General features: G+C 46.8%; 10 protein-coding genes. 6 read left to right on the forward strand and 4 right to left on the reverse strand.

From position 1 onward, the window contains the following. Positions 1 to 57: 57 nt before the first annotated feature. The 3 genes from rtxA to rtxH are packed head-to-tail and all read right to left on the reverse strand — an operon-like array spanning position 58 to position 14,098. Positions 58 to 13,263: an MARTX multifunctional-autoprocessing repeats-in-toxin holotoxin RtxA gene (gene rtxA / locus AACT42_RS06455; protein WP_094133602.1), complete on the reverse strand. Its 13,206-nt coding sequence runs from the start codon at positions 13,261 to 13,263 to the stop codon at positions 58 to 60. Positions 13,264 to 13,285: 22 nt separating this feature from the next. Beyond that, positions 13,286 to 13,747: an RTX toxin-activating lysine-acyltransferase RtxC gene (rtxC, locus tag AACT42_RS06460; protein WP_017044044.1), complete on the reverse strand. Its 462-nt coding sequence runs from the start codon at positions 13,745 to 13,747 to the stop codon at positions 13,286 to 13,288. A gap of 15 nt (positions 13,748 to 13,762) precedes the next feature. After that, positions 13,763 to 14,098, reverse strand: coding sequence for a protein RtxH (gene rtxH, locus AACT42_RS06465; protein ID WP_088728915.1), 336 nt, complete (start codon positions 14,096 to 14,098; stop codon positions 13,763 to 13,765). Between the two features lie 304 nt (positions 14,099 to 14,402). On the opposite strand from rtxH, the gene AACT42_RS06470 reads away from it, so the two are divergent. The 3 genes from AACT42_RS06470 to AACT42_RS06480 are packed head-to-tail and all read left to right on the forward strand — an operon-like array spanning position 14,403 to position 19,997. Beyond that, a complete protein-coding gene (locus AACT42_RS06470) occupies positions 14,403 to 16,511 on the forward strand; it encodes a peptidase domain-containing ABC transporter (RefSeq protein WP_094183105.1) in 2,109 nt (702 codons plus the stop codon). Next, on the forward strand, positions 16,508 to 17,860 hold the full coding sequence (locus AACT42_RS06475) for an HlyD family type I secretion periplasmic adaptor subunit (RefSeq protein ID WP_088728917.1): 1,353 nt from the start codon (positions 16,508 to 16,510) through the stop codon (positions 17,858 to 17,860). Before AACT42_RS06470 ends, AACT42_RS06475 begins: the two co-directional genes overlap by 4 nt. 1 nt (position 17,861) lies before the next feature. Then, positions 17,862 to 19,997, forward strand: a complete 2,136-nt coding sequence (locus AACT42_RS06480; protein WP_094132005.1) for a type I secretion system permease/ATPase — start codon at positions 17,862 to 17,864, stop codon at positions 19,995 to 19,997. A gap of 46 nt (positions 19,998 to 20,043) precedes the next feature. Here AACT42_RS06480 and AACT42_RS06485 read toward each other — a convergent pair whose 3' ends face one another. Further along, complete coding sequence (locus AACT42_RS06485) at positions 20,044 to 22,002, reverse strand: methyl-accepting chemotaxis protein (RefSeq protein ID WP_017044842.1); 1,959 nt, start codon at positions 22,000 to 22,002, stop codon at positions 20,044 to 20,046. 216 nt (positions 22,003 to 22,218) lie between these two features. Between AACT42_RS06485 and AACT42_RS06490 the strand changes: the two genes are divergently transcribed. From AACT42_RS06490 to sbcB, 3 genes are all read left to right on the forward strand, one after another. Further along, the gene (locus tag AACT42_RS06490) at positions 22,219 to 22,902 is read left to right on the forward strand and encodes an NAD(P)H-binding protein (RefSeq protein WP_019282578.1); all 684 of its coding nucleotides are present in this window, start codon (positions 22,219 to 22,221) and stop codon (positions 22,900 to 22,902) included. Between the two features lie 220 nt (positions 22,903 to 23,122). Then, positions 23,123 to 24,490 carry an L-cystine transporter gene (locus AACT42_RS06495; RefSeq protein ID WP_026028454.1) on the forward strand — a complete coding sequence of 456 codons (1,368 nt, stop codon included), beginning with the start codon at positions 23,123 to 23,125 and terminating at the stop codon, positions 24,488 to 24,490. A gap of 151 nt (positions 24,491 to 24,641) precedes the next feature. Next, positions 24,642 to 26,066, forward strand: coding sequence for an exodeoxyribonuclease I (gene sbcB / locus AACT42_RS06500; RefSeq protein ID WP_017047014.1), 1,425 nt, complete (start codon positions 24,642 to 24,644; stop codon positions 26,064 to 26,066). Positions 26,067 to 26,133 lie beyond the last annotated feature (67 nt).

Raw genomic sequence — 26,133 nt, forward strand, 5'->3', positions numbered from 1 at the left:
CGCTATTGTCAAACAGACACGCCCACAAAGGCTGGTTTTAACCCATGAAAGACATGATTACGACAAACTAAACTTCCCGGTATTCACATCCGACCATGCGGCCATAATCGCTTGCTGAGGCTGAGAAGCTAATCCATCCATAAAGTTGCTTTCTCCCACCTTAGGCGCGAAGGAACTCATCGCTTGAATGAGGTTGTCTAACGCATTATCAGTCAAACAGGTATATTCCTGCTCACCTTGAGCGTCTTTTTCACCTAAACCGATAATAAGTTTGGCTCGATTATTTGCAAAATAATCATTGAAAGTCACACAACCTAACGCATCAAATAGCGTTTGATCGGAAGAGGTATCAGTATGGCGTGTCATAGAGATTTTCAGATCGTAACCACTACGCTCAAACCATAAACGGTTCCAATCAATACCGTTGAAGATGATGTTTTCACCTTGGCGAATATCTTCAACCACGTTATCGATCACCTCACCACTGACCACAAAACTGTCTACGCCAGCACCGCCTTTGAACGTATTTTGGTAACCCCCAAGCACCATGACATCCTTACCTTCACCACCGTTTAATGTGCTGAATTTTGAGATGGCGGCGGCAATTAAGTAATCCTCGCCCTCGCCAGCATTAATCGAAGCATGGTAACCCATCAGTTTGACTTCATCGTTTCCTTGGCCAGCATCAATTCGGTTGTGATTGCCAAAGACTCTCGCAAAGTCATTGCCTGCACCAAGATCAAGTTGGTTGTTATTACCGATGGTTACAGCAAAGTCTTGATCGTCTCCCATGTCTACACGGTTGAAGTTACCTGAAGTGACCGCATAGTCATTACCTGACCCCATGGTGATCTCACCACCTTCGCCAAAGACAAAGGATTGATCATCACCCGCGCCCATAAAGACGTGGTTAATGCGTCCGGCCACAACTGCCGTATCATTACCATCACCGCCGAACATCATGTTCTCGCGACCCATTAAAACGCCCATATCGTGGCCTTCACCGCCGGTGAAAATATTGGAGACTCCCGTTGCGTAGAACACATCGTCTCCACGTCCTCCCCAGAAGTTATTATTGTCGCCTAGATAAGCACCGAGATCTTTACCGTCACCACCCCAGTTGAAGTTGTAATTACCCAGAGAAACGTTCATATCGCCATCCCCTTGCAAATGCCCACTGTTACGAAGGAAATCAAACGTTTTATCCTTCATATTGAGCAAATCGGCGGTGAGATTCTGCTTCAGATTACTGACCAATGATGCCATCTCTGCCTGCTTATCTTTGCTAAACATGGTGGCAAATAAATTGGGCAAATTGAGCGCATTAAAACCAAATGCGCGCTCTGGTTTGGTTTCTTCAACAGTGGCTGATACGTTTTCCGTTGCCGCAGGCGCGCCATTGAGAGTCACTTGCGCTGTATCGTTTTCCTCTGGTGCTTTCTCTTTCAGTCCATGACTTTCAGCAAAGGATTGAAGACCATCAGCACCCATATCGATTCCCGCTTTGAGGCTATCTAGCAATTTTTCTGGGTCAGTAAATGCGCTGAGCTGCTCACCACCAAACTCGCCAATCACTTCTAGCATCTCTTTTAAAATGGCAACGCCATCTACCGCTTCATCAGTACGAGAGACTATTTTGCCATCAGCGGTGTAATTGACACCGAAGATATCACCTAAAGTCGTCTCTGCACCGACCTCAGCAAATTTACCCAGCAGCTTATTCTTAAGCTGACGAGGCAAGTCTTGCGGATTATAGGTAAAGGTCGTTTGAGCCATTCCCGTTGCTGAGAATTGCTGGGTTAACACGCCAAACAATGAACCGAGATTGGTATCCAAAATCGCTTGGATGTTGTCTCCGAACATAAAGTTCCAGTTGCCCGTGGTGACCTGAATATCGGCTCCTTGACCACCGACCGCGAAGTTAAAGGCCAACTTCTCGTTCATTTGACGGAACTTATCCGCACGGCTCATCTTGCCAGAATCATTATTACTATTGCCACTTAGCCACTGGTTGTACTTTTTATTCAACGTTGCTTCAGCGTCAGACTTCAAGCCACGGCTGCTGCGCTCATTCTGAGAGTCCAAATCAACCAAACTGCTGTAGTCAACACTGCTGGTTTGATCGAGACCAGACATCTCTTTGACAAATTTTTTCGCACCAGAGAGTGTCCACTGCTGTTCTTGAGCCGCTAACCAATCGGCACCCTTTCCTGATTGTGCGATGCTTTGTAATACTCCTGAAATACGTGATGCACCATCAAATGGATTGACCAGTGGCGGTGTCGGGATCGACTTATCCATCATCACGATAAGGTCATTACTGCGACCCATATTGAAACTTACGTTGCGGTTACCCATAAACATTTGAGCACCTTCAAGCGCCTGATAACCAGCGATGTCGACACTATGTTTGCTGTCACCATTACCAATATGAACCATGACATTGTTGTCACCAAAGGCCAGCGACTTAAAGCCTCCCGTACCCACTTTAATACCAACATTTGACGTACCCCAGTTAACTGCGGTGAACTCACCATCACCGACGTTGACCTGAATATTGCCCGAGTAGCTGAGCTTATTGTCACTGCCCGCCGATGCCGTAGTATCCGTTTCCGTTTTACGCTTTTCAGGTGCTTCAAACACCTCACTGTTGTCGCCGATGGCACCACGTGCTGGCTCATTAACCTCACTCGCACCAACACGAGAAAGATGGATATCCCCTTCCGCCACACCGTTACGAATGACCTCGTCACGTGCGGTAACTTCGCCTTGCGTATTCCAAGTCAGTGAGACTTTATTGTTTGCAGCCTTTTTTACCCAATTTCCATTGGTATCTTGAGTATGTTTGCGCCCTGTTGTGTCTACCGCTACATCAGAGTTGCGAACAGACACATCCACGCGAAGACCATTGGCATCCATGGCATTGATAAATTGATGGCCAAAGCCTTTCTGCTTGTCATCACTCACTAAAGAGCAACCGACAATACTGATATGGTCAGGCTTGTTGCTGATATTTTCCGCTTGGCCGAATGCCTGCTGGAACTTCGCCAATTTCACTGCAAGTTCATCGGCACTGTAGCCACTTAAGCGAGTGTTGTTACTTTCTGAGTCATCTCGACCATGACCTACTAACTGCCAACGTAGCTTTCCATCCAGCTTTGACGGATCGCCATACACCACGCGATAGTTGCCGTCTGAATCGATCTGCACCACCACACTGCTTTCTGGGTGCTTACCCGCAAGGTTCGCAGCGGCTTTTGCAACGACATCATCGTTCTCCATTTGCACGATGATTTGACCATCAAAACGGCTTTCACCGCCGTCCGCTGTCGGAGTCACAACAACATGTTCCCAGTCATTCACATTTTGGTTGTGAAGTATCTTTCCACCAGCCAATGCTTCTTTCGTATCATCTACAGCTTTTGCATTGCCATCGACATCTAAAGCACCGGGCTTTTTAATCGGTGTAGCGTCAAACACAGGTAAATCGAGGATCCCCTGCATGGTGGTCTTATCACCAAAGGTTGGCTTGTAGCTTGCTAACGTGTTGCCATCCATTACCACCACGCGGTTGAAGATTGCTTCACCTGCGTCGTTTTTACCCAGCTTATAGCTTTGAGCCATGTTCAGATCGGACTTGCCGAAGAAACGCGTTAGGTAGTCGCCAAACTTCTCTGCTGATGAGAACTCAACAATACCAGCATTTGGATCGTAGAAGCCGTAAACACGATCGTCGCCTGAGCCTTTTGCCCAAGCTGCCATCGCATGCCCCGGAGCATCAAGTTCCAACAACACAGGTTTGCCGTTAGCCGATGCATCAGTGATTTTCTCAACCACACCGTTTAAGGTCAGCGCTTGCTTCCCTTCCAGCTTTTCCTGCCACACTTTCATCGACGTATCATGCATTGGGTTCTTCGCATGAATGGCCGCTAAGCTGCTGAGCAACTTGCTTGCATTGGCTTTTTCACTGTCTGAGTAAAGGGTTGGATTGCTCAGCACCGCTGCCGCAGAGTACATCTTCTCCAGCAGTTGTCTTGCCACGCCAACTTGACCATCGTTTTCCAGCTGTTTCGCAACCAAAACGAGTTTAGAAAGTGGATCACAACGTCCACCAAAACCGTCATTCGATAGGTTCAACAGCATTAACTGTGGCGCGAGCTGTTCAGTCGCTTTCGCATCCACCACGCCAGCAGAAGCAATCTCACGGAACAATCGGTTGTACTTCTCAGACTTGTTCTGGAACGTCACTTTCAGTGCACGACTTTCGATTTCCCAAGCAAGCGCACCTTTTTGCTCTGCGCTCCAGTTGCCTTTAACAAACAGATCCACCAGTTGCTTGATGCTCATATCTGAGCGGAAGCCGTCAACGATCTCCTTCGCATGGTCGTTTTTGTAACCATTTAGGAAATCTTTAGTGGTACGAATGTCTTTCGATTTACCCGGTACGCTCGTATCAGGTTTCAGCGCGTCGCCATAGCGTTTAAAGTCTTTCTCTAGCCCTTTCAGCACTTCGCCCGCTTCTACCGCTGCTTGCTCTGCATTAAACAGACCGGAGACAATTTGATCCGCGTACTGCCCCATCAAGCGGTTGCTCGCTTCGTGGCCATAGAAGGTTTGTTCACCCGTGACGTTGTAGCCAGCAATCGCGAGTTTAGCTCGTAGCTTCTCGCCTTCTTCGCCTAAACCTTCGTTGTCCGTTAGCAGCAGAATCGGCGTCTCTTTTGGCAAGCCTTTTAGGTTCTTCTCCACTGAGAACTGACCGTTAACCGCTTTCGCGATAGCCCCTACAATGCCCGCTGGATTCGCCACTTCATGAGCGGTGATGGCTTTGGTCATGCTTGGCATAGGACGGTCAAGCAATAAGCCAGACACCGCTTGGCCATTTTGCGCGGCATAACGTGCTAAATCTGCGGCAATTGGACCACCCATTGAGTAGCCGTGAATGATGATGTTGCTTGGGTCAATACCCTTGTCATTCACTAGGTAGTTGAACATGGTGCGAGCATCTTGGTACAAGCCTTTTTCGCTTGGTCCGCCGTCGCTTTCACCATAGCCACGCAGGTTGACTGCGAGCATGTCGATACCTTGTTTCTGGTAGTGGTTGCGAATCTCGCTCGCTTGCTCTTCAGCAGAAGAACCAGAACCGTGCAGGAACAATACGACTTTGCCGCTGGTCGCGCTTGTTTCACCTTCGCTTGAAGCCGCTCCCTGATGGTAATACCCCGTTAGACGGCCCGATTCCCCTTTCAAGGTGACTTTCTGCGATTCACCTTGTTCTACCGCATGGTCAAGTAGGGTTTGCGTGATTTCGCCAATCTTACGGCGAGCTTCTTTATCGCCATACAACTCGTTATTGAGGAAGCGAGTCAATGGGCTCAGAGATTCTTTATCGCGCGGTGGCGTACCATCATTTTCGATGGCGACGGTTTCTTTCTGCTTCTCGTTGCCTGATAGAGCATCAAGGACATCGCTTACTTGATGACTTTGCTTCTTAGCCACGATTTCTAACTGGGCCTCTTGTAACGCTTGACCAAAGTTGAAAAGCTCGGTCGGCGTCCAAACACCAAACTTAGGCAGCCATGTGTGACCAATGAGTTTATCTGCCCCACCCGCTTTCAACACTTTAGCGACTGTGCTGGAGCAGTTTTTGGTGAGCAGTTGATAACGCGCATCCGGGTCGTTACTTAGACGATGCCATTCTGCCTGCATTGCCGCAGTATCAAGCCCTTCTAAGTTAATGCGGAATACACGGCCTTGATCCGCTTCGCTTGCTTTGAACGCTTTAATCTCCTCTAGCGCTCTTTCAGCAAACTGACGAACCACATTAGCGATGCGTTTTTCCACTAGGGCAGGATCACCACTTGCTTGAGCTTGTTTCTGTAGCTCTTCCGCAAAACGGTTTGCTACATCCATCATGTCGTAACTGGTGTCATTCCACTGTTCAACGAATGGTTGGAATACATGTGCTGGAATGCCTGTCGTTTCAAGTATATCCGGGTTGCCCAGTAGCACACTCGCATAACCTTCAGAAGCGTCTTTGTACGAAGCATCAATGCCTTTAGCGGCATTGAGTTTTTCGATAAAGCGTTTCAGCTTAGTTTCGCCGTCATTCAAACCAAAGCCATCGTTTTCTTCTGACACCATATCATGCTCAAGTGTGTCATTTTGATGAGCTGGTTGGCTGAAGTCGCTCCAACGCAATTTAAGATCAGGCTGATTTTTTGTTGCAACGTTGAAGATATTACGGATATTGGATGACTTGCTACCTAGTGGCCACCAACTCACATAATTCTGCTTGTTGAAATCAGCCGCGGCTTGACCTTCAAGCTGCGTGCGACCTTGGCCAATTTGCAATGCGGCGTGACCTAGTGTGCTGTGATCACTCGGCTTCCAGATGTACATGGTCGCGCTCACTGGCGACATGTGCTGTTCAATCGCTTGGTGTACTTTGTTTAACCCAGCGATATCAATACCTTTACCATCTTTTGCAAGATCGTTTGCAGAAAACCCAGCGAAGATAGTATCGGCAACAGCTTGACCATATTCATGACTTACGGCTACTTTTACTTTGTCAAGTACAGCATCGCTACCGCCTAGCTGATCGATATTGGCAAGATTACCTTTGCCCTTAGTGACGAAATCGCCATTTCCATCCAGATACAGATGTTTACTCTCCTTCAAGTTGGCGTTATCAAGCTGGTCATACAGACGGCTAAAGCTATCGTGAGTTTTGATGCTTTGCTCAGAGGCTGCAAGAACCGAGACTTCCTCTAAACGCACATTCACTTGGTTTAACAGTGAACTCATAGCCTCAACGCGGCCAGAATCGGGGTGACCGAGTAGGTAGCCTTCAACCTGTTTACGTAGGTTGAGCAGTTTTTCCACAGATTCCAGTTCATAGTCTGCGTGTTCAATCGTACTCGCATGGTACTCAGTCAGAGCGTCGATTACTTGTTGGTAACTTTCACCACGGATCTTCCCTGTAACACTGGCAGCATCGAGTAATTCGGTGACAGACATCAATTCTGCTTTGGTGTTGTACTTCCAAGCGCCCTCTTCTTTTTGTGCCAAAACACGCGTGCGACCCTCATGATGTGAGATAACCTTGTTATCCACCAAAAAGAGCTCATCGGGCATTTGTTCAAAATTATCGAAGTTGGCCAAAATGAAACGCTCAATGGCTTTTTGTTGAGCTGCATCTTCTGGGTTATCAAGCAGAATGGTCTTGCTCTTTCCATCGGTTCCCGGCCACGAGCGAACTTCAAAACCTTCTTCGCCTTCTTGCACTAAGAGGTTGCGCTCAGTACGAAGTGAATAGAATGGTAGAGATTCACGCAACATGTTGTCGATGGCGTTGCCACCCAATGCTATATCACTGGATGCCTCACCAAGACCTTCAAGATTCACCCCTGAAATACGAATCTCTTTTCGAGCCAAATCCTGAGGGGCTGTTGTTGGCACAACAATGCTGTCGGCGTTTGTCTCAGTGAACATCGAAGTGACAGAACTACCCGTATTTTTCGCTCGAATTCCTGCGTTAATTTGCAGGCGGTTGACTGCATTGGTCGCACCTTCTAAGGCTTCTAGCTCTTGCTCGCTCAAGCCTTCGCTAAAGCGGCCATCAGCGTTTGTTTGACTGTCAGCGTTGATATGGCGGCCCGCAGCACCAGCGGCTTCGACGCTATGTGCTTGACCTACAAGGCCGCTGCCCGCAACACCTTGACGATCAGGGCGATCGCTTTCGTTTTGCTTAGCCCCTTTCGCATCATTCTGCACTTGGTTGGCTTTATGTTCCGCGTTCATCGCATCGCGATCACCACGCGATTGCGCGTCGTTTGCGGCACTGTGTGCGTCAGATTCGGCTTGTTTCGCGTTATTGCCTTTTGCCAAAGCATCAGCTTTACGTTTTTCAGCATCAATTTTAGCATCAGCAATGTCTTGCTCTGCACCCGCCAGGTTTTGCTCACCTTTTGCGACACCCGCTTCAGACTTCGCAACGGACTCTTTAACTTTGCTGTTATTGTCAGACTGCGTCTGCTTCGCCGCAGCAATTTTGTCATTGGCGAGCTGCTTGGCGTCGTCGAGCTGGCTTTGAACACCATCAAGCAAGCCACCGGCAAAATTGTTACGCCATTGGTCGCCCGACTCGCCAGTATGCGTTGCTTGGCTATCAAGCACATCAAGACCTTGCGCCAGTTTTGTCAACTCAGCCGTGATAGCTTCTGATTCTTCTTGCACCGCATCACGTTGAGCTTGACCGTTATTTCCTAACGCTTGTTGGTCGGTAGATTCCAGTTGGCTTTGCGAACCTGCGACGGCATCGAGCTGTTTCTGCTTTTCTTGTTCTAGACGCTGGCGATCCGCTTCTGCGCGCTCTTTGTCTGATAGGGCATTCTGCGACGCTTGATTTTGCGTTGCATGCTCACTCACCGCATTAGTTTGCTGTAGCGTTTCTAATTTCGCAACTACGTTATCTAAGATATAGCCCAACCCATCATCGTGGCCTGTGCCTTTGAATTCGATACGGTTACTGCCAGCTTGAGCGGTCAGTTTTAAGGTTTTTTTCTGCCAAGCAGATTCATCACCAGACGATGAGAAAACCACTTCGCCGTTCCAGAGAACATCAATGCCTTCGTTATTAGAAATGCCTGCACGTTTTGCAAAATCAAAGCTCACAGCAATGACCTCGCCTTCCGTCAGGTTCTGAATATCTTGGTAGATAGTCGTGCTTTGATCTGTTGCCAATTCAGACACATTGTTACCGTGCCCATCCCGCTCCAAACCATATGAACTTGCAGAAACATAAGCTTCGACACCATGCGTAGAACTCCAACCGAAATCACTCTGCTCAAAATCGCCATTAACAATGAGATTTGGCCCTTGAACTTGGTCCGAAGAGTCGTCAACGCTGAGCGCATTTTGCATTGGATTGAGATCAGGTGCGTCTACCTTGGTCACACTACCTGTTAGGCTGTCTCCCAAATCAGAGCCCACTTCTTCAATCGCCTCCATTTGGAAGCCATCCAGCTTGGTGATTTCAGGTGTCGCAATCGCACCACGGCCTTTATGCGTGCCGGATGATGATGCTTCATCGCCTTGCACTAAGTAGTTGATTGCTTGGCTACCACCTACACCAAGTACGGTTTGCTTGATGTTATCAAACAGGGCTGAGAGCTTGTTGCTACTGGTGTTGCTCGACGCGACCGCCAAACTGTAGAAATCACCATTACCGATTTTGATCGCCACGTTGTTTTGAGCGTAAGAAGCATTAACCCCTAAACCATCACCAACATGAATATTAGCGTTGGCTTTACCTTTCATGACCGCGACGTTCAAACCATCGCCGATTTTGGTATTGACGTTGTATTGGCCCCAAGCAACATTGACCGAAATACCGTCACCAACCACGGTGTTAATATTGGCATCACCATAAGCGGCGGTGACGTTTAGGCCATCTCCCACTCGAGTCGTTACGTTCGCTTTACCTTTCGCGGCGGTCACCTGCATACCATCACCGACTTTGGTGACGATGTTGCCCTTACTCCAAAGTGCGTTAAAGCTATCGCCATCACCCACTTGAGTCACGATGTTGGCTTCACCTTTGGCTAGCACAACATTTCGGCCATTACCCACTTTGGTGATAACGTTGGCTTTGCCCCAAGCACCGGTATAATCATCACCATCACCCACATGGGTAATGATATTGGCTTGACCTTGCACGGCAGAGACTTCTTGACCATCGCCCACTTTGCTGATGATGTTGGCTTCACCTTTGGCAAAGTTATAGCGATCACCGTCGCCCACTTGGGTAAACACGTTTGCTTGACCCCAAGCCACGTTAACACCCAAACCATCACCGACTTTGGTAATAATGTTTGCCTTGCCCTTGGCAATACCAATGGTCGTGCCATCTCCGACATGAGTCATCACGTTGCCGATATCGGAAATCAACAAACCTACCGTGGTGCCTTCGCCCACTTTGGTGAGGATATTGCCTTTACCCGCCAATACAGCGGCGGTGGTTGCATCACCGACATGAGTCACGACGTTGGCTTTCGCCGCGGCCACAACACCCATGAAATCATCACCCACTTTGGTGACGATATTGGCTTCGCCCAGTGCTAACACGCCCGTTAAACCATCGCCGACATGCGTCATGATGTTCGCTTTACCGAACATCGCCGCCAGCGTTGTGCTGTTACCGACTTTGGTCATCACGTTCACTTCGCCCGCAAATATTCCTAAGCTGGTTCCATCACCGACATGGGTGTAGATGTTAGCTTTACCGACCATCAGCGCAGCGGTGAGATCATCGCCCACTTTGGTCATAATGTTGGCTTGACCGATCATTGCAGCAAACGTGCTGCCACTGCCTACGTGAGTGAAGATGTTGGCGTTACCCACCATAGCCGCAAGTGTGGTTCCATTACCGACTTTAGTTGCTATGTTGCCTTTGGCCAACATAAGCGCCACCGACATGCCATCACCGATATGGGTGAAGACGTTAGCTTCGGCCACCATTAACGCGAGAGCATCACCGTTGCCCACTTTGGTAAAGACGTTACCAAGGCCGCCCATCAATGCCCAAGCATTCCCTTCGCCCACATGGGTAAATATATTGCCCGCACCAATCATGACTGAAATGGATGTTCCATCGCCCACTTTAGTGAAGATGTTGCCTGCGGCGCCCATTACGCCAAGTGTTTGGCCATCACCAACATGCGTTAGCACGTTGCCAACACCAAGCATAATGCCTGTCGTGTCGCCATTCCCGACTTTCGTTAGAATGTTCGCGCCGCCTACCATTACGCCCGTTGTGGTGCCATCACCGACATGGGTGAGTACGTTAGCGCCTCCGCCCATCACAGCAAGGGTGTTGCCTTTGCCTTTTTTGGTGAGAATGTTTGCGCCGCCGAGTGCCACCGCCGTGGTATTCGATAATTGATCATCACTGCTGATATGGGTAATCACGTTTGCACCACCCAGCATGCCCGCCGTGAGTTCACCATCACCCATTTTGGTCAGTACGTTTGCGCCACCAGCCAGTACCGAAGCCACATCGCCTTGACCGACTTGCGTCATGACATTGAAACCGCCAGCCGCTAGCCATAGTGCATCACCACTACCGATTTGCGTATGCGTGTTATAGCCGCCCAGTAGAGTAACTCGACTATTGCCTTGGCCTTTCTGTACCGAGATGTTGCCGTAAGCCAATAAGTGAGCCAGATAGTCACCGTTACCGACACGAACCAGCACGTTCAACGCACCACCCGCGTAAACATCCATCTTGCCTTGCTGACTTTGGTGCACTAATACGTTTGCCAAACCTGCGCCGCGGAAGGTGAGATCCCCTTCTTCGCCACTTTTGACAATCACGTTCGCCGCGCCAGCACCGTTAAATTCAGTGTTACCGAACTGAGAGCTATGCAGGATCACGTTGGCAAGACCGCCACCGTTAAAGTAAACATGACCGCGTGTTACGTTGGATTTAATAACGTTACCGCCACCGACACCATTGAAATGAACATCGCCAGAGCTTTCGCCGCTATCACTTACGGGTTTGAATAAGGTTTGATCCGTGTATTCGTCGATATCGGCCACTGTTTCGCTGGTACTTCTTACCGCGTTAACGCTGTAATGCAAGTCGCTGAGCGAGTAGCCCCCTTTGCCCATTGGGTTATACCCAGTTGCAGACGAAATATCTTGGTTGGCTATATTGGCAGTGTGATCACCTTCTTTATACCAAGAGCGAGCTTGATATTTCAGCGCACCGGTTTCGGCATCGTTAGCCAGCTCAACCACTACAATTTTTGTGTAAGGCCCAAGCACTTTAGCGTAAACATAAGTGTTGGGTTTGCGGTTTGATTTCACCGCTTTGACATCAACCTTAGTGCCATCAGCATAAATCGCGTGACCACCCATTTTGGCATCCGACAATGACACATCTTTTGCATCAATCACCGCGCCATTGGCGTAAGTCACCCACTCATATTCAGTCAGGCTTTTCTCAACCGCATGAACAGTCACTGATTGCTGATGTTCAATGGCAATATTAGAAAGGGTGTAACCACCGTTGACTGGATTGGACTCAAAGCCACCTGAAGAAGAAACATCGGAATGAGCAAGATCGGTTAAGTGATTACCCTGCTTGAACCATGCCTCTGAGTAGTACTTGAGTTTGCCGGATTCAGCATCGTTATAGAGACGGATTTTGTTGATTTTGGTGTAAGTACCATCTGCAATAGCGAACAAATAAGTATTTGGCTCTCGCTCTGATTTTACAGCGTTAACCGCATGAAACTTGTTGCCGTTATCAATCGATATACCGTGCATCTGTGCGGTAGTGAGGACAATTTCTTCGGCTTTGGCATATTCCATACCTTGAGCATCAAAATCGCCGCCACTACCTTTACGAGTAATGGTGTTATAAGCACCGCCGCCCGAGAAATGAATATCACCATGTGCCACATCAGAGTAAAGGCTGTTGTAACCACCTACACCTTCGAAGCGAATATTACCGCGTGTTTCGGTATACACATCGTTCGCATTGTGTGTACGCTCAATTCGGTTGGATGCCCCGGCACCCTCTAGGGTAATATCCCCAACTTTGCCTTTGCGAACCAAATGGTTATCCGCACCAGCGCCACTAAAGTGCAGGTTACCGCTTTCAACACGTGAGCTAATACTGTTAGCAACCCCCGCGCCGACAAAACGCACATCACCTTGAGATCCTTGATACTGATTAAACCAAGTACGATCGATTTTATTGCCCGCACCTGCACCTTCGAAATTCAAGTTTCCATGATTGGTTTCATGCCAGATAGCGTTGTAGCCACCAGCACCTTGGAAAGAAACATGGCCTGATAACCCTTGACGCTTAATGTGGTTGTAAGCCGCAGCACCCGCGTAGCTGATGTTGCCATGCTGGCCGTCATGACCAATGTCTACACCACCAGCAGCACCTGAAAATGAGAGATTACCGTCTCCGTTTTTCTTGATATCAGCATAACCCGCAGCGCCTCGAACGCTCAGGTTCCCCGTCGTATCCTCAACTTTTAGATAGCCGGCCCCCGCCGATACCGTATCGTTACCTGAACCGGTATATACCGTGGCTCCGATCGACCCCAGATGAATATGATCATCTCCGCCATAAGCATGAATTTCGCCGCCAAAACCGATGGCAACAATGTCGTTATTTCCATCGTCGGCGGAATAATTTCCGGTGAAGAAGTATTCGACACTTCTCCAAAATGGTTTTCCCATAGACTGTGGCTCTTATTATTATTTAAATAGAAAACCACTGTACCTTACGGATACAGCGGTCGTTTTGCGTGTCGATTTTGCCGCGGACAGTACACACTTTTTGCCCTTTCCACGGCAAAAAAACACGCTGTCGTAAGTCATTGACGATTTGACGTCCGTGACCAAAAGGAGCAAGCATTTCAGGAATGTAGATATGATCACCAGAGCGCCAGTCAGCGGCTTCGATTTCTCGTTCACCGGACAATAGCAACTCTCTCACTTGCTCAGACAAAAACGCCCAATTACAAAATGCAATTGGACGTCCTTGTTCATCTTCGTAATAGCAAAACTGATTTAACTCAAATGATGGCATAATCCGTTGCTGCCATTCACTGATAAGATACCGCTGATGCAGAGGGGAATATTGGCTGAGCAGAAGAATCCCACCCATCATTTTCTGCATCATTGCACGATCCAGTTTCGCCGCGTGATGTTGAATCAACATACGCTAAGCCACCTTTTATTTTTTCGTGCGTGTCACGCGTTTTTTAGCAGGCTCAATACCACTCTCGCTCTCTTGAGTTGCTTCACTCGGTGATGGTAGAAAACCTGCAGCAATTAATTTTTCTAACTCTTCGTTCATACGAGGATCTTCAAGCATATTCTTAACCATCGAAACCATATACATAAAACCAGAAGCAGGCATATGAATCACTTCTTTTAGCTCTAAGTCCGTATCACTTTCCGCCATAATACCGTTTGCCATGTTGGATTGATTCTGTCCAACAAAATAGAGAGAAAAAACACCTTTATTATAATTAACACTCGATACAGTTTGAACGAATTTCTCAGACATAAATAACTCACCTCATAATTTAAAAAGAAAATAAAAAAAGATTAAAGCCACTTATAAAAAGAGTAGCGATAACCAAAAAATGATTTTTAATTTTATACAGCATTTCAATGGCATGCAACCATACAATAACGCTAAGTCATGAATAAATTAACAAAACCAAAATATTACCGAATACAAGCAACTGATAATTAAAACCTTTAAAAACCGCAATTAACTAATCAGACCAGATAATATTTGAGCATCTATTGATATTAATGATATGATCCGCCCCCTTTCTTTTTCTGGTCCTTGAAGAATCAAATATATGACTGATTTAAATGAAAAAAAAGCCATGCTACATTGCTTATCAGTCTACTTACCGCTGATCGGAATTCGTGAGATAAAATTAGACATCTCTAATGAAACGCCATCCAATGCAATTGATTCAATAATAAAAGATTTAAAAGGAAGAAATTATTTAGTCACTGCTAATAAAGCGAAGTCTTTTACTGGAATTACTAAAATAAAGAAACCGATTATTTTATTTAACAAAAATAATCACCCATTTATTTTAGCTAAAGTTGAACAGAATAAATGTTTAATTCATCCATGTGATTCAGATACCCCAAAAGTAGTAGATACAAGCTATTTAAAACAGAATTGGAATGGAAAAACGCTAGATATCAAAAAAAAGCAATCCTCTTTTGATATTCGTTGGTTCTTACCTGAATTATCGCAACATAAACATTTAATCGCTGAGATTGTTTTATTCTCTTTCGCACTGCAAGTTATTGCACTTATTACACCGCTATTTTTCCAAGTCGTGATGGACAAAGTATTAGTGCATCAAGCCCACTCGACACTCGATGTTTTAGTGTTCGTCTTAGTTATTTCTGGAATAGCTGAGGTATTGCTACGCGGTTTACGCGAATATCAATATGCTCATACCGCTAACCGCATTGATATTAAGCTTGGCATTAAATTGGTTCACCATCTGTTTGGTTTACCACTGCTGTTTTTCAAATCAAGGCAAGTTGGGGCGATTGTGACTCGGGTAAGAGAGCTCGATACCATACGCGAGTTCATCACAGGTTCGATGTTTACCCTTACGATTGATCTCGTTTTTCTCGTGATCTTTTTCTATGTGATGAGCTTACTTTCTGGCGGGCTAACCTTATTGGTATTGGCCACACTGCCGTGTTATCTCTTTTTGGCTTGGTGGCTAACCCCAAGGCTGCAACAAGCGATTGAACAACAATTTACCCATATGGCGCACAACACTTCGTTTCTAACTGAAACCGTCGCGGGGAGTGATACCATTAAAAGCTTAGCGACTGAACCTCGCTTTATTCGACGTTGGGATACTCAAACCGAACAGATGATATCGAGCAACTATGTGGTTCAGCAGTGGAATAACCGCTCTAGCCACGCAGTGCAGTTCATCCAAAAAATAGCGAGCGTCTTTCTACTATGGATTGGCGCATCAGAAGTGCTCGCGTTACAAATGACCATAGGTCAACTGATCGCTTTTAACATGCTCGCCAGTCATGTTGCACAAACTCTTGCCCGGCTCGTCGAGCTGTGGGGACAATTTATACAAGCGCAAATTGCAGTCGATAAACTTTCCGACCTACTCAATTTGCCCACCGAGCAGCAGCAAGCCAGCCATCCTCTACAACTGCAAGGTGCGATCACTCTCAGTAAAGTGAGTTTCCGTTATCAACCCGATTTGCCGCTGACCATCAATCAGCTTTCACTCAACATCCAAGCGGGTGAGAAAATTGGTGTGGTCGGTGGCTCGGGGTCGGGAAAAAGCACCTTGGCTCGGCTTTTACTCAAGCTGTACAGCCCTGAATCAGGCCAAATCATGTTCGATAACACCTCACTCAAACAGATCGGTGTTCATGAATTGCGTCGCCAGTTGGGGGTGGTATCACAAGAGAACTTTCTCTTTAGTAAAAGTGTTAGTGACAACATTGCCCATTCAAAGCCACAAGCCAGTTTGGATGAGATTGTACAAGCAGCAAAACTAGCGGGCGCTCATGAGTTTATTTTAAAGCTGCCACTGGGTTACGACACCATTTTAGCCGAAGGGGGGCAGTCACTTTCAGGCGGACAACGACAACGTTTAGCCATTGCCCGCACGCTGCTTGCAGACCCTAAGATTTTGATTCTTGATGAAGCCACCAGCGCTTTAGATGATGAATCACAAGCCATCATTCAAACCAATATGGAGCAAATTGCCGCCGGGCGTACCGTTATTACCATCGCACACCGCCTCTCTACGGTAAGAGAGTGTGACCGAATTATCGTGCTGGAAAAAGGCGAGATTGCAGAGCAAGGCACGCATCTACAACTTCTCGCAGAGCAAGGCAAATATTTCCAGCTGTGGCAACTGCAACAAGCATTAAAACAAGAGGATGAGCGAGTATGATCTCTCAGTTAAAGAAGCTTCGCTCTAAGCGCTCGAAAACGAACGGCTACTTTGAGTTTTTACCCGGCCATCTTGCTCTACAGCAGAGCCCGCCCTCTCCGTTTGCTCGCATCACTGCCATCACGCTAAGTGTAGGGTTGCTGCTCACCTTACTTTGGACCTATTGGGGGAAATTGGATATCCAAGCGACCGCAAACGGGCGGCTGTTAGTCCCTGGGCGCTCGCAAGTGATTCAGTCTTACGAGCAAAGCCGAGTAGCACAAATCCATATAGCAGACGGCGAACGTGTCGAAAAAGGAATGCCCTTACTGACTCTGGACACGTTAGGCGTTAGCCAAGATATTGAACGTTTGCGTCATCAAATACGCTATCAAACCCATGAATTTCTCAAGTATCAAGCTTTGCGTGGTAAGGCTGATCTAGCTCAACATCCCCTGTATTTGGCATTGGCACCTTCGGCACAGCAAGAGGTCATCGACAGCTTTGATACTGAAAAGAACGAATTCACATCGGTGTTGGAAAACTTGCGTGCTGAAATGCAGGTCAATCTTGCTTCCCAGTCCTCACTTGAAGTCGACATCAGAGGCTTAAAACAGTTAGTGAGTAATATTACTCAGCGCCTTGATGCTCAAAAAAAGCTCAAGCAACAGCGTTTGATCGGTCAAGTGCAGTATCTGGAGCAGGAAAAAGAGTTATTAGAATCCGAACGAGCGTTAGCCCAGCAAACATCACAACAGCACGTGCTGCAAAAGCAATATCTCAACCTAGAAGAGCGTTTAAAAGCGCTGCGTGCGCAAAAAGCCAGAGAGTGGCAAGACAAAAGTCAGCAAGCACACCTACAACTCTCAGCGCTGCAACATGAACTGGACAAAGTACGCGAACATGAAGGATTACAAGTGGTTCGCTCTCCTGTCACTGGCACTGTACAGCAACTGAGCGTTCACACCCTTGGAGCAGTCTTACAACCAGCACAAAATTTGATGATTATTGTGCCTGACGATTCGGTACAAGTCGCCGAAGTTAAAATTCTCAATAAAGACATTGGCTTTATTTATGCTGGCCAACCCGTGACGTTGAAAATTGATGCCTTTCCCTATACGCGTTACGGCACCTTATCGGCAACATTGGTCCACGTATCTAGAGACTCGACAATGGATGAGCAACTTGGGTTGGTTTTTCCCGCTCAAGTGCAATTGTTAAACCACACAATTGAGGTCGATGGTGCCTCTGTTGCCTTATTGCCCGGTATGTCTGTCGTGGCTGAGATTAAAACCGACCAACGTCGGATCATCGATTATCTACTCAGCCCAATCCGAGAATATCAAGCTGAAGCATTGCGAGAAAAATAGAGTGGATACCTTAACCAACACCGTCTCAACGGTTCATGATCAAGAAAGCCATGGCGCATTAGCGGCCCTCTCGTTTGCCAGCCTTTCATTTGATAAGAAAGTCACGCCATCACAACTGATTCATACACTAGGCGTTGCCGAAAATGAGCTCAGTGCTCTCGACATTCAGCGAGCCGCTCAATCTATTGGTCTGAAAAGCCGAATGATCACCGTCAGAGGAAGCGAGCCGATCCCGCTACCTGCATTGGTCAAAACCCGTCAGCAATGGCATGTCATTCATGCGCTAAACGAGTATGGTTGGACCTTGTACGATCCCATTAAACAGCGCTATTTCGAGTTTCCGTTGGCGCAAGGATCGTCAAGTTCCTGTTATGAGGTCTTATTACTGATTGAGCAGAGTATAGAGCCAAGCGATGTCGCTTTTGGCCTCCGCTGGTTTATGCCTTCGGTACTTCGTCAGTCAAAACAGCTACGTGATGTGTTTCTGTATTCGATTGTGCTGCAACTGTTTGCCCTGTTTGGTCCCAAACTTTTTGAAACCGTTATTGATAAGGTTCTTGTGGGGCGAAGTTTGTCGAGTTTGCACGTTTTAGCGCTAGCTATGCTTGCGCTGGCCATTGCTGAACCTCTTTACAGTTATTTGCGCAATACGGTTTTTGGTCATCTTTCTAGTCAAGTCAATGCAGAACTATCAGGGCGATTGTATCGGCATTTGATTAATCTTCCATTAAGTTATTTCAAGCAGCGTCAAACGGGGCAAATCATCGCCCGCGTACGGGAAATGGGGCAAATACGTCAGTTTTTGACGGGCTCAACCTTAATGCTGCTCTTGGATCTCATTTTTATCACCCTCTTTATTGGTGTGATGTTTCATTATGCGCCAGCGCTCACCGGGCTGATTATCGGTTCATTAGTGATTTATTTTCTGCTGTGGTTAGGTATTGGACCTTGGGTTCGTCACAAGGTAACGACAGAGTATGACGCAGAAGCAGAGACAACCACCTTCCTGACTGAATCTATAACGGGTATAGAAACAATCAAGACAACCGCAACGGAAGCTCGATTTTTAGAACGGTGGCAGCAAATACTCAGTCGACAAATTGAATGCGCGTTTTCAGCCCAAAAAGCCAGTTTAATTGCTGGGCAATTGATTGCCTTAGTGCAGAAAATAGCCGCTGCCATTTTACTTTGGTGGGGAGTCAATTTAGTGCTCAATGGGCAGCTCACCCCCGGTGAATTGGTCGCCTTCAATATGCTAGCAGGGCATGTTACTCAACCCGTTTTGCGACTTGCGCAAGTGTGGCAAGATTTCCAGCACACCTTAGTAGCCTTGCGTCGCGTAGGCGACATTCTTAACGAACCGGCTGAAAATAGTAAAGATGGCCTTGCTTCCATCCCTTCTGTTCAAGGAGGCATTGAGTTTAAAAATGTTCGCTTCCGTTATCATATCGATGCACCGGAAGTCTTAGCGAATCTCTCGTTGACCATCGCTCCGGGGCAATTTATTGGTATTACTGGGCCTTCCGGATCTGGAAAAAGTACATTAACGAAACTGCTACAGCGTCTTTATGTACCTTTGCATGGGCAAGTCTTGGTCGATGGTATGGATCTCGCCATTGCAGATCCGGTCTCATTAAGGCGCAGCATGAGTGTGGTGCTACAAGAAAGCATGCTATTTGCAGGCAGCGTTGCCGACAATATTCGTCTTTGTAAACCCGATGCAAGCGATGCAGATCTGATAAACGTTGCAAAGCTTGCTGGTGCGTTAAACTTTATTGAAGCGCTGCCACAAGGGTTTGAACAACAAGTAGGAGAAAGAGGTGCCAACTTATCTGGCGGGCAACGTCAACGCATTGCACTGGCTCGCGCATTGTTAGTTAACCCAAAAATCTTACTGCTTGATGAAGCGACTTCAGCGCTCGATTATCAGTCAGAGGCGGCCATCATGAGCAACATGGAAACCATTTGCCATGATCGAACGGTGATCAGTATTGCACATCGGTTATCGACGATTCGTCATGCCGATAACATTATCGTCATCGAAGATGGGCAAGTGGCCGAGCAAGGTACTCACGAAGCGTTGCTCGCACGTGCAGGACTTTACGCACGTTTATGGGAACAACAAGTCAGTGGTTAACTTTCTCTCCTTCAAATGGGTTAGGTATAAAAAATCTCCCCAGAAATTACTGGGTCTTAAACTTACTCACTAAATTATTCAGATCATCAGCTGAACTCGCGAGATTTTGTGAGTTCAGTAGAGCTCGGCTCGATACATCATCAACTTTCTGAGTATCTTCTTGTACTTGATGAATATTACGATTAATTTCTTCTGCGACTAGGTGCTGCTCTTCGGCAGCCGTTGCGATTTGAGTATTCATATCGTGAATCGACAATACTGACTGATAGATGCCAGTAAAGCTATCGTTGACCGACTCAGTCGTTGTCACGGTTTTCCGTGACGCATTTAAACTCACGGTCATCTGTTCTGCGACTTCTTTGGTCCTATTTTGCAAACGTACCACTAAGCCGTTGATTTCTTCGGTTGAATCTTGCGTACGTTTTGCGAGCGCACGAACCTCATCCGCAACAACAGCAAAACCTCTTCCCTGCTCCCCTGCACGAGCCGCTTCAATCGCAGCGTTTAAAGCCAACAGGTTGGTCTGTTCAGCAATGCCACGAATGGTATCTAAAATTGCAGTGATACCTTGGCTATCATTTTCTAACTCTTGAATCGTGGTTGAAGACGTTGAAATATAATCGGCTAACTGATTGACACTAGAGACGGCGGTGTGGATATTTTGCTGGCCTTGACTCACTAATTGCTGACTGTCATCAGCAGCCTGGGCTGCCGAGCTGCATAGCGTTGCTACTTCATTGGCAGTAGACACCATTTCATTAAACGCCGTTGATACCATCTCAACCGCTTGTTTCTGTCGTTGAGAAACGGCTGACAAGTCTTCCGATATTGTTGCCGCTCTTTGCGCCGATTCCCCCATCTGTTCTCCTGCATGGCCTATTTGCTGTACAAGTAATCGAATGGCTTTCAAAAATGCGTTGAAATACACAGCCAATTGACCCGTTTCATCGTTCGAACGAATGATCAATTCCTTGGTTAAATCACCTTCACCTTCAGCTATCTCTTGTAAGCCGTTTGAAACTAAACTAAGCGGCTTGGCGATCAACCCCGCTAAAAAAAGTGCGCCAATGATGAAAATCACTGTCAACACAAAAACAATCGCTAAAATGTATTTGATCAAGCTATTGCTTTCTGCCATAACTTCTTCGGTAGTAATCAGGCCAACGAACTTCCAACCTAACTTTTCGGAATTCATGACATTAGCCATATATTCCACACCGCCAATTTCGATATTGATAAAACCAGAGGATGTTTGACCTATCGTTTTGTATGCAGCAGCTAAGGAGTCAAGGGATTGAAAATTGTTCTCTGGGTACTTAGCATCCACCAAGACGTTACCGCTATCCTCAACCATCATAATGTATCCGGTTTCGCCTAATTTTATCTTCTTCACGATATCCGTCAGTGTTTTTAGCGAAACATCAATCGCAACCACCCCAGCATTTGGGGTACCAGCAGCATTAAAGGACAAAACATTGCTCACAATCGTGGCGTCATCAGGCTCCCAATAATAGGCTTGAGTGCGTTTTATCTCGCCTGGACTAGACATCGCCGTTTTGTACCACGGGCGAGCTCTAGGATCATAATTGTCTGACGCCTTACCCGTCGGCCATTGTATATATCCGCCCTCTTTGGTTCCCATGTAAACGTACGAATAACCTTTGTGCGCCTCACCCATAAGGTAAAGCGCTTCATAAATTCCACGCTCCACCATTCCATTGCTATCTGGGGTCATCGGTTCAGCTATTTTGTCGATATAACGGGTAATGGAACTGTCCACTTTTTGCAACGCGGGTGAGTTGGCTAACATTTTCACATTTTGTTCAATGCCAGAAAAATAGATGGCAATGGCATTATCAACCTGACTCATTTCTCCATGACTTTGTTCAATAAAATCACTAACGGCTTGTGAACGTAAATTCGTCACCATTACCGTTGAAACAATAGCAACAGGGATAATGGTCGCCGAAATCAAGCTGAGCAACAGTTTAGATTTTATTTTCATTGTTATTACGCCTTATCTCTGTATTTGACAGCAGCTCATTTCTTTTAGTTACCTACACTAAAAATTTAGTTAATAGCGATAAAGATGCAATGTCACTAAAGCATTATTTCTAAAATAGGTGCTTATAAATGGTTGAATACGATGAAAGCGAAAGAATACACTGCCATAAGTAAGCAGCACTGCATACAATCACTGCAAGGTAAAAAGGAGAAAACGATGGATAAGCGACACAAAACTATGATTATTGCTGGCGCTTCCGGTCTCGTTGGGCAGCATGCTTTAGCCATTATGCTAGAAGAGCAAGCCGTCTCTCAAATCTATTCTTTAGTCAGAAAAAGCACCGAAATCCAACACCCAAAGTTGCAAGAAATCATTCATCCGCAGCTGCAAATCACGCACTGGGATGAAAGTTTTGTCCCTCCCCAGCTTGGTCTCATCGCACTAGGGACTACCCGTAAGCAAGCGGGTTCAAAGCAGGGGCTGGAGAAAGTAGACTATGAGTTGGTTTGTCAAGTTGCTCAAACAATGAAGACATTGGGTGTCAAGCGCATTGCCATCGTTTCGAGCTTAGGTGCCAAAGCTCGCTCTCGATCTCATTACTTACAATGCAAAGGGAGAATGGAAGAAACCATTCGCCGAATGGGTTTTGAACAAGTGACCTTCGTCAGGCCTGGGCCTCTAACTGGCATTCGGAAAAACAAGCGAACGGATGAAAAATGGGTACGAGTGATTCTGACTCTATTGCACCCTCTGCTACTAGGGCGCTTACGCAATTTTATCCCCATTTCCGCGCAAGATGTTGCAAGCGCTATGCTCTATTGCCTCTTTCAGATACAACCACACGCCATAGATATTTTGCACTCTAGCGACATGCTTGCCTTGCTCAAGAAGTATCAATGACTTGCTTAAATAACTCACCGATCGGTTCATTTACCAGCACAATAGAAAGATTGATAACCATTTGTTCTAAATCATGCTGATTTTGTCTTTGGATTAACCTACGTTAAAAGATATTGTTGCGTTTCATCGCTTTTATTCCCCTTTTACCTAGCATTATCGACTACATCGCTCATCGGCGATCAACGTAATCATGGGTACACAACTTTTAAGGTGTCGCATCATGTCAGTTGCAGCCATTGCCGCACTCGCAGTATTTATTGGCATTCTGTTTTTTCTCTTCGGACAGCAGAAAAAGTCTCACACTCTTTCACGCTTAGTGCTACTTGGGTTGATCCTAGGCAGCGCATTTGGCCTTGCTCTACAAGTGGTTCTTGGTGAAGGACATGTGGCCATCAAGGAAACATTAGGCTGGGTCAACGTCGTCGGTAACGGCTATGTTGGTTTGCTAAAAATGGTGATTATGCCTTTGGTGCTGGTGTCGATGATCGCTGCGGTTGTGAAGCTCGATAAAGGTGGCTCGCTGGGTAAAATCTCTGGCCTGACCATTTCTATCTTACTGCTGACGACCGCTGTCTCGGCATTGATCGGTATTTTTGTCACCCAAGCTTTTGGTTTAACAGCAGACGGCCTCGTTGAAGGCAGCCGTGAAACGGCGCGTATTGCTGTACTAGAAAGCCGCGCCGCTACTGTGAGTGATTTAACTATTCCTCAAATGCTATTAAGCTTTATTCCGACCAATCCTTTTGCCGACTTAACCGGTGCTCGCTCAACCTCGATCATCGCTGTGGTTATTTTTGGCGTACTAACGGGTATTGCGGCGCGTAAAGTAATGTCAGAGAAAGCCGAGCTAGAAACGCCAATCCGCACCTTTGTCGAAGCGATACAGTCGATTGTGATGCGCCTCGTGAAAATGGTGATGGCACTAACCCCTTACGGTATTGCGGCGTTGATGGCGAAAGTTGTCGCTACATCAAGCGCGGGCGATATTCTGAGTTTGCTCGGTTTTATTGTCGCCTCTTATGTCGCCATTGCATTGATGTTTGTGGTGCACGGTATCTTGGTTTCTTTTGTAGGCGTTAGCCCTAAAGAGTATTTTCAGAAAATTTGGCCAGTGTTGACCTTCGCGTTTACCTCACGTAGCTCAGCGGCAACCATTCCTCTCAATGTAGAAGCGCAAATCACTAAGCTGAACGTACCACCAGCAATTGCCAACCTATCGGCTTCATTCGGTGCCACTATTGGTCAAAACGGCTGCGCTGGTATTTACCCAGCCATGCTCGCTGTGATGGTTGCTCCTACCGTCGGTATTAATCCAATGGACGTGCACTTTATTTTGTCGCTAGTGGCTATTATCGCAATCAGCTCATTTGGTATTGCCGGCGTCGGTGGCGGTGCCACTTTTGCAGCCTTAATCGTGCTACCAGCGATGGGCCTACCAGTGACGATTGCAGCACTGCTTATCTCCATTGAACCGTTGATTGATATGGCCCGCACCGCGTTGAACGTTTCAGGCTCAATGACGGCAGGTACCATTACCAGCCGCTTACTGAACGGTAAACAGGTACAAGTTCAAGAACAGCAAGCCTAGAAAGTATCGAACATTCTCGTTTTTCTCCAAGCCGGTGCCAATGCGCCGGCTTTTTCATTTCAAATCCTCATCAGAGCATGCTTCGCACATTGCTATGTCACACGGGCAATGGTCTAATAAACCTTAAATTTCAGCGACTGGATACTATCGAATGCGACAAGAGCACCCGCCTACTTTCTTTTTCCTCGACTATGAGACGTGGGGAGTCAACCCTGCGAAAGATCGTCCGAGCCAATTTGCGGGCGTTCGCACCGATATGGATTTTAATATTATTGGCGAACCACTGGTTATCTATTGCCAACCACCAGCGGACTATTTGCCTTCTCCAGAAGCGGCGCTTATTACGGGTATCACACCACAAAAAGCGGTAGCCCAAGGCTTGCCAGAGCCTGAATTTATCGCCAAAATTCATCAACAACTCGCCACACCCAACACCACCAGCCTTGGTTACAACAGTATTCGTTTTGATGATGAAGTAACGCGTTATACTTGCTATCGTAATTTCATTGATCCGTATGCTTGGAGCTGGCAAAACGGCAATTCACGCTGGGATTTACTTGATGTGATGCGCGCCTGCCATGCACTACGCCCAGAAGGCATCAACTGGCCCGAAAATGACGAAGGCTTTACCAGTTTTAAGCTGGAGCATCTCTCAGTTGCCAATGGCATCGAACATGCGAATGCCCACGATGCTATGGCCGATGTTATCGCCACCATTGAGCTGGCCAAAAAAGTAAAAGCCGCCCAACCCAAGTTGTTTGATTACTTTTTTAACATGCGCCATAAACGCAAACTCAATGATCTGATTGATATCGTCAACATGACACCTTTAATGCACGTATCGGGTATGTTAGGCCGAGAATGCCAATACACCAGTTGGATCGTGCCGATTGCTTGGCATCCCACCAATCAAAATGCGGTTATTGTGGTGGACCTTGCCAAAAACCCTCAACCCCTGATCGATTTAAGCAGCGAAGAACTGCATCAACGTCTATATACCAAACGCGAAGAGTTGGCAGAAGATGAATTGCCAGTGCCCATCAAATTAGTGCATCTCAATAAATGCCCTATCCTTGCGCCGGCCAAAACATTAACGGCCGAAAATGCAGACCATATCGGGGTCGATAGAAACCTGTGCCTTGAACACTTAGCGCTCATCAAGCAGTACCCTGAGATCAGAGAAAAGCTGATTGGCCTCTACACAATTGAGCGAGAATATAAGCACAGTGACGATGTCGATACTCAACTCTACGACGGTTTCTTCTCTCCAGCCGACAAAGCGGCGATGGAGATCATTCGCCAAGCTGACCCAGTCAATCTCGCCGCATTAGACATTAGTTTTAGCGATAAGCGCATCGAACCCTTGCTGTTTCGCTACCGCGCTCGCCATTACCCATTGACATTAAGTGACGAAGAGCAAAGACGTTGGGCAACTCACTGTCGTGATTATTTCGAAAGCCACCTTGAAGAGTACATGCTCAATTTAGAGAACTTAGTTCACACCCACAGCAGTGACGAAAAGAAAATGGCTATTTTAAAATCCGTTTACCGTTATGTGGAAGACATCGCGAGTTAATGTACGAGGTTTTCGCGCTGTCAGGTTTCAAACCAACACGCTGCGATTCCATTTCCGAAAATAGTTT

The sequence above is a fragment of the Vibrio sp. V15_P4S5T153 genome, from assembly GCF_963874485.1.
GTDB lineage: Bacteria > Pseudomonadota > Gammaproteobacteria > Enterobacterales > Vibrionaceae > Vibrio > Vibrio anguillarum.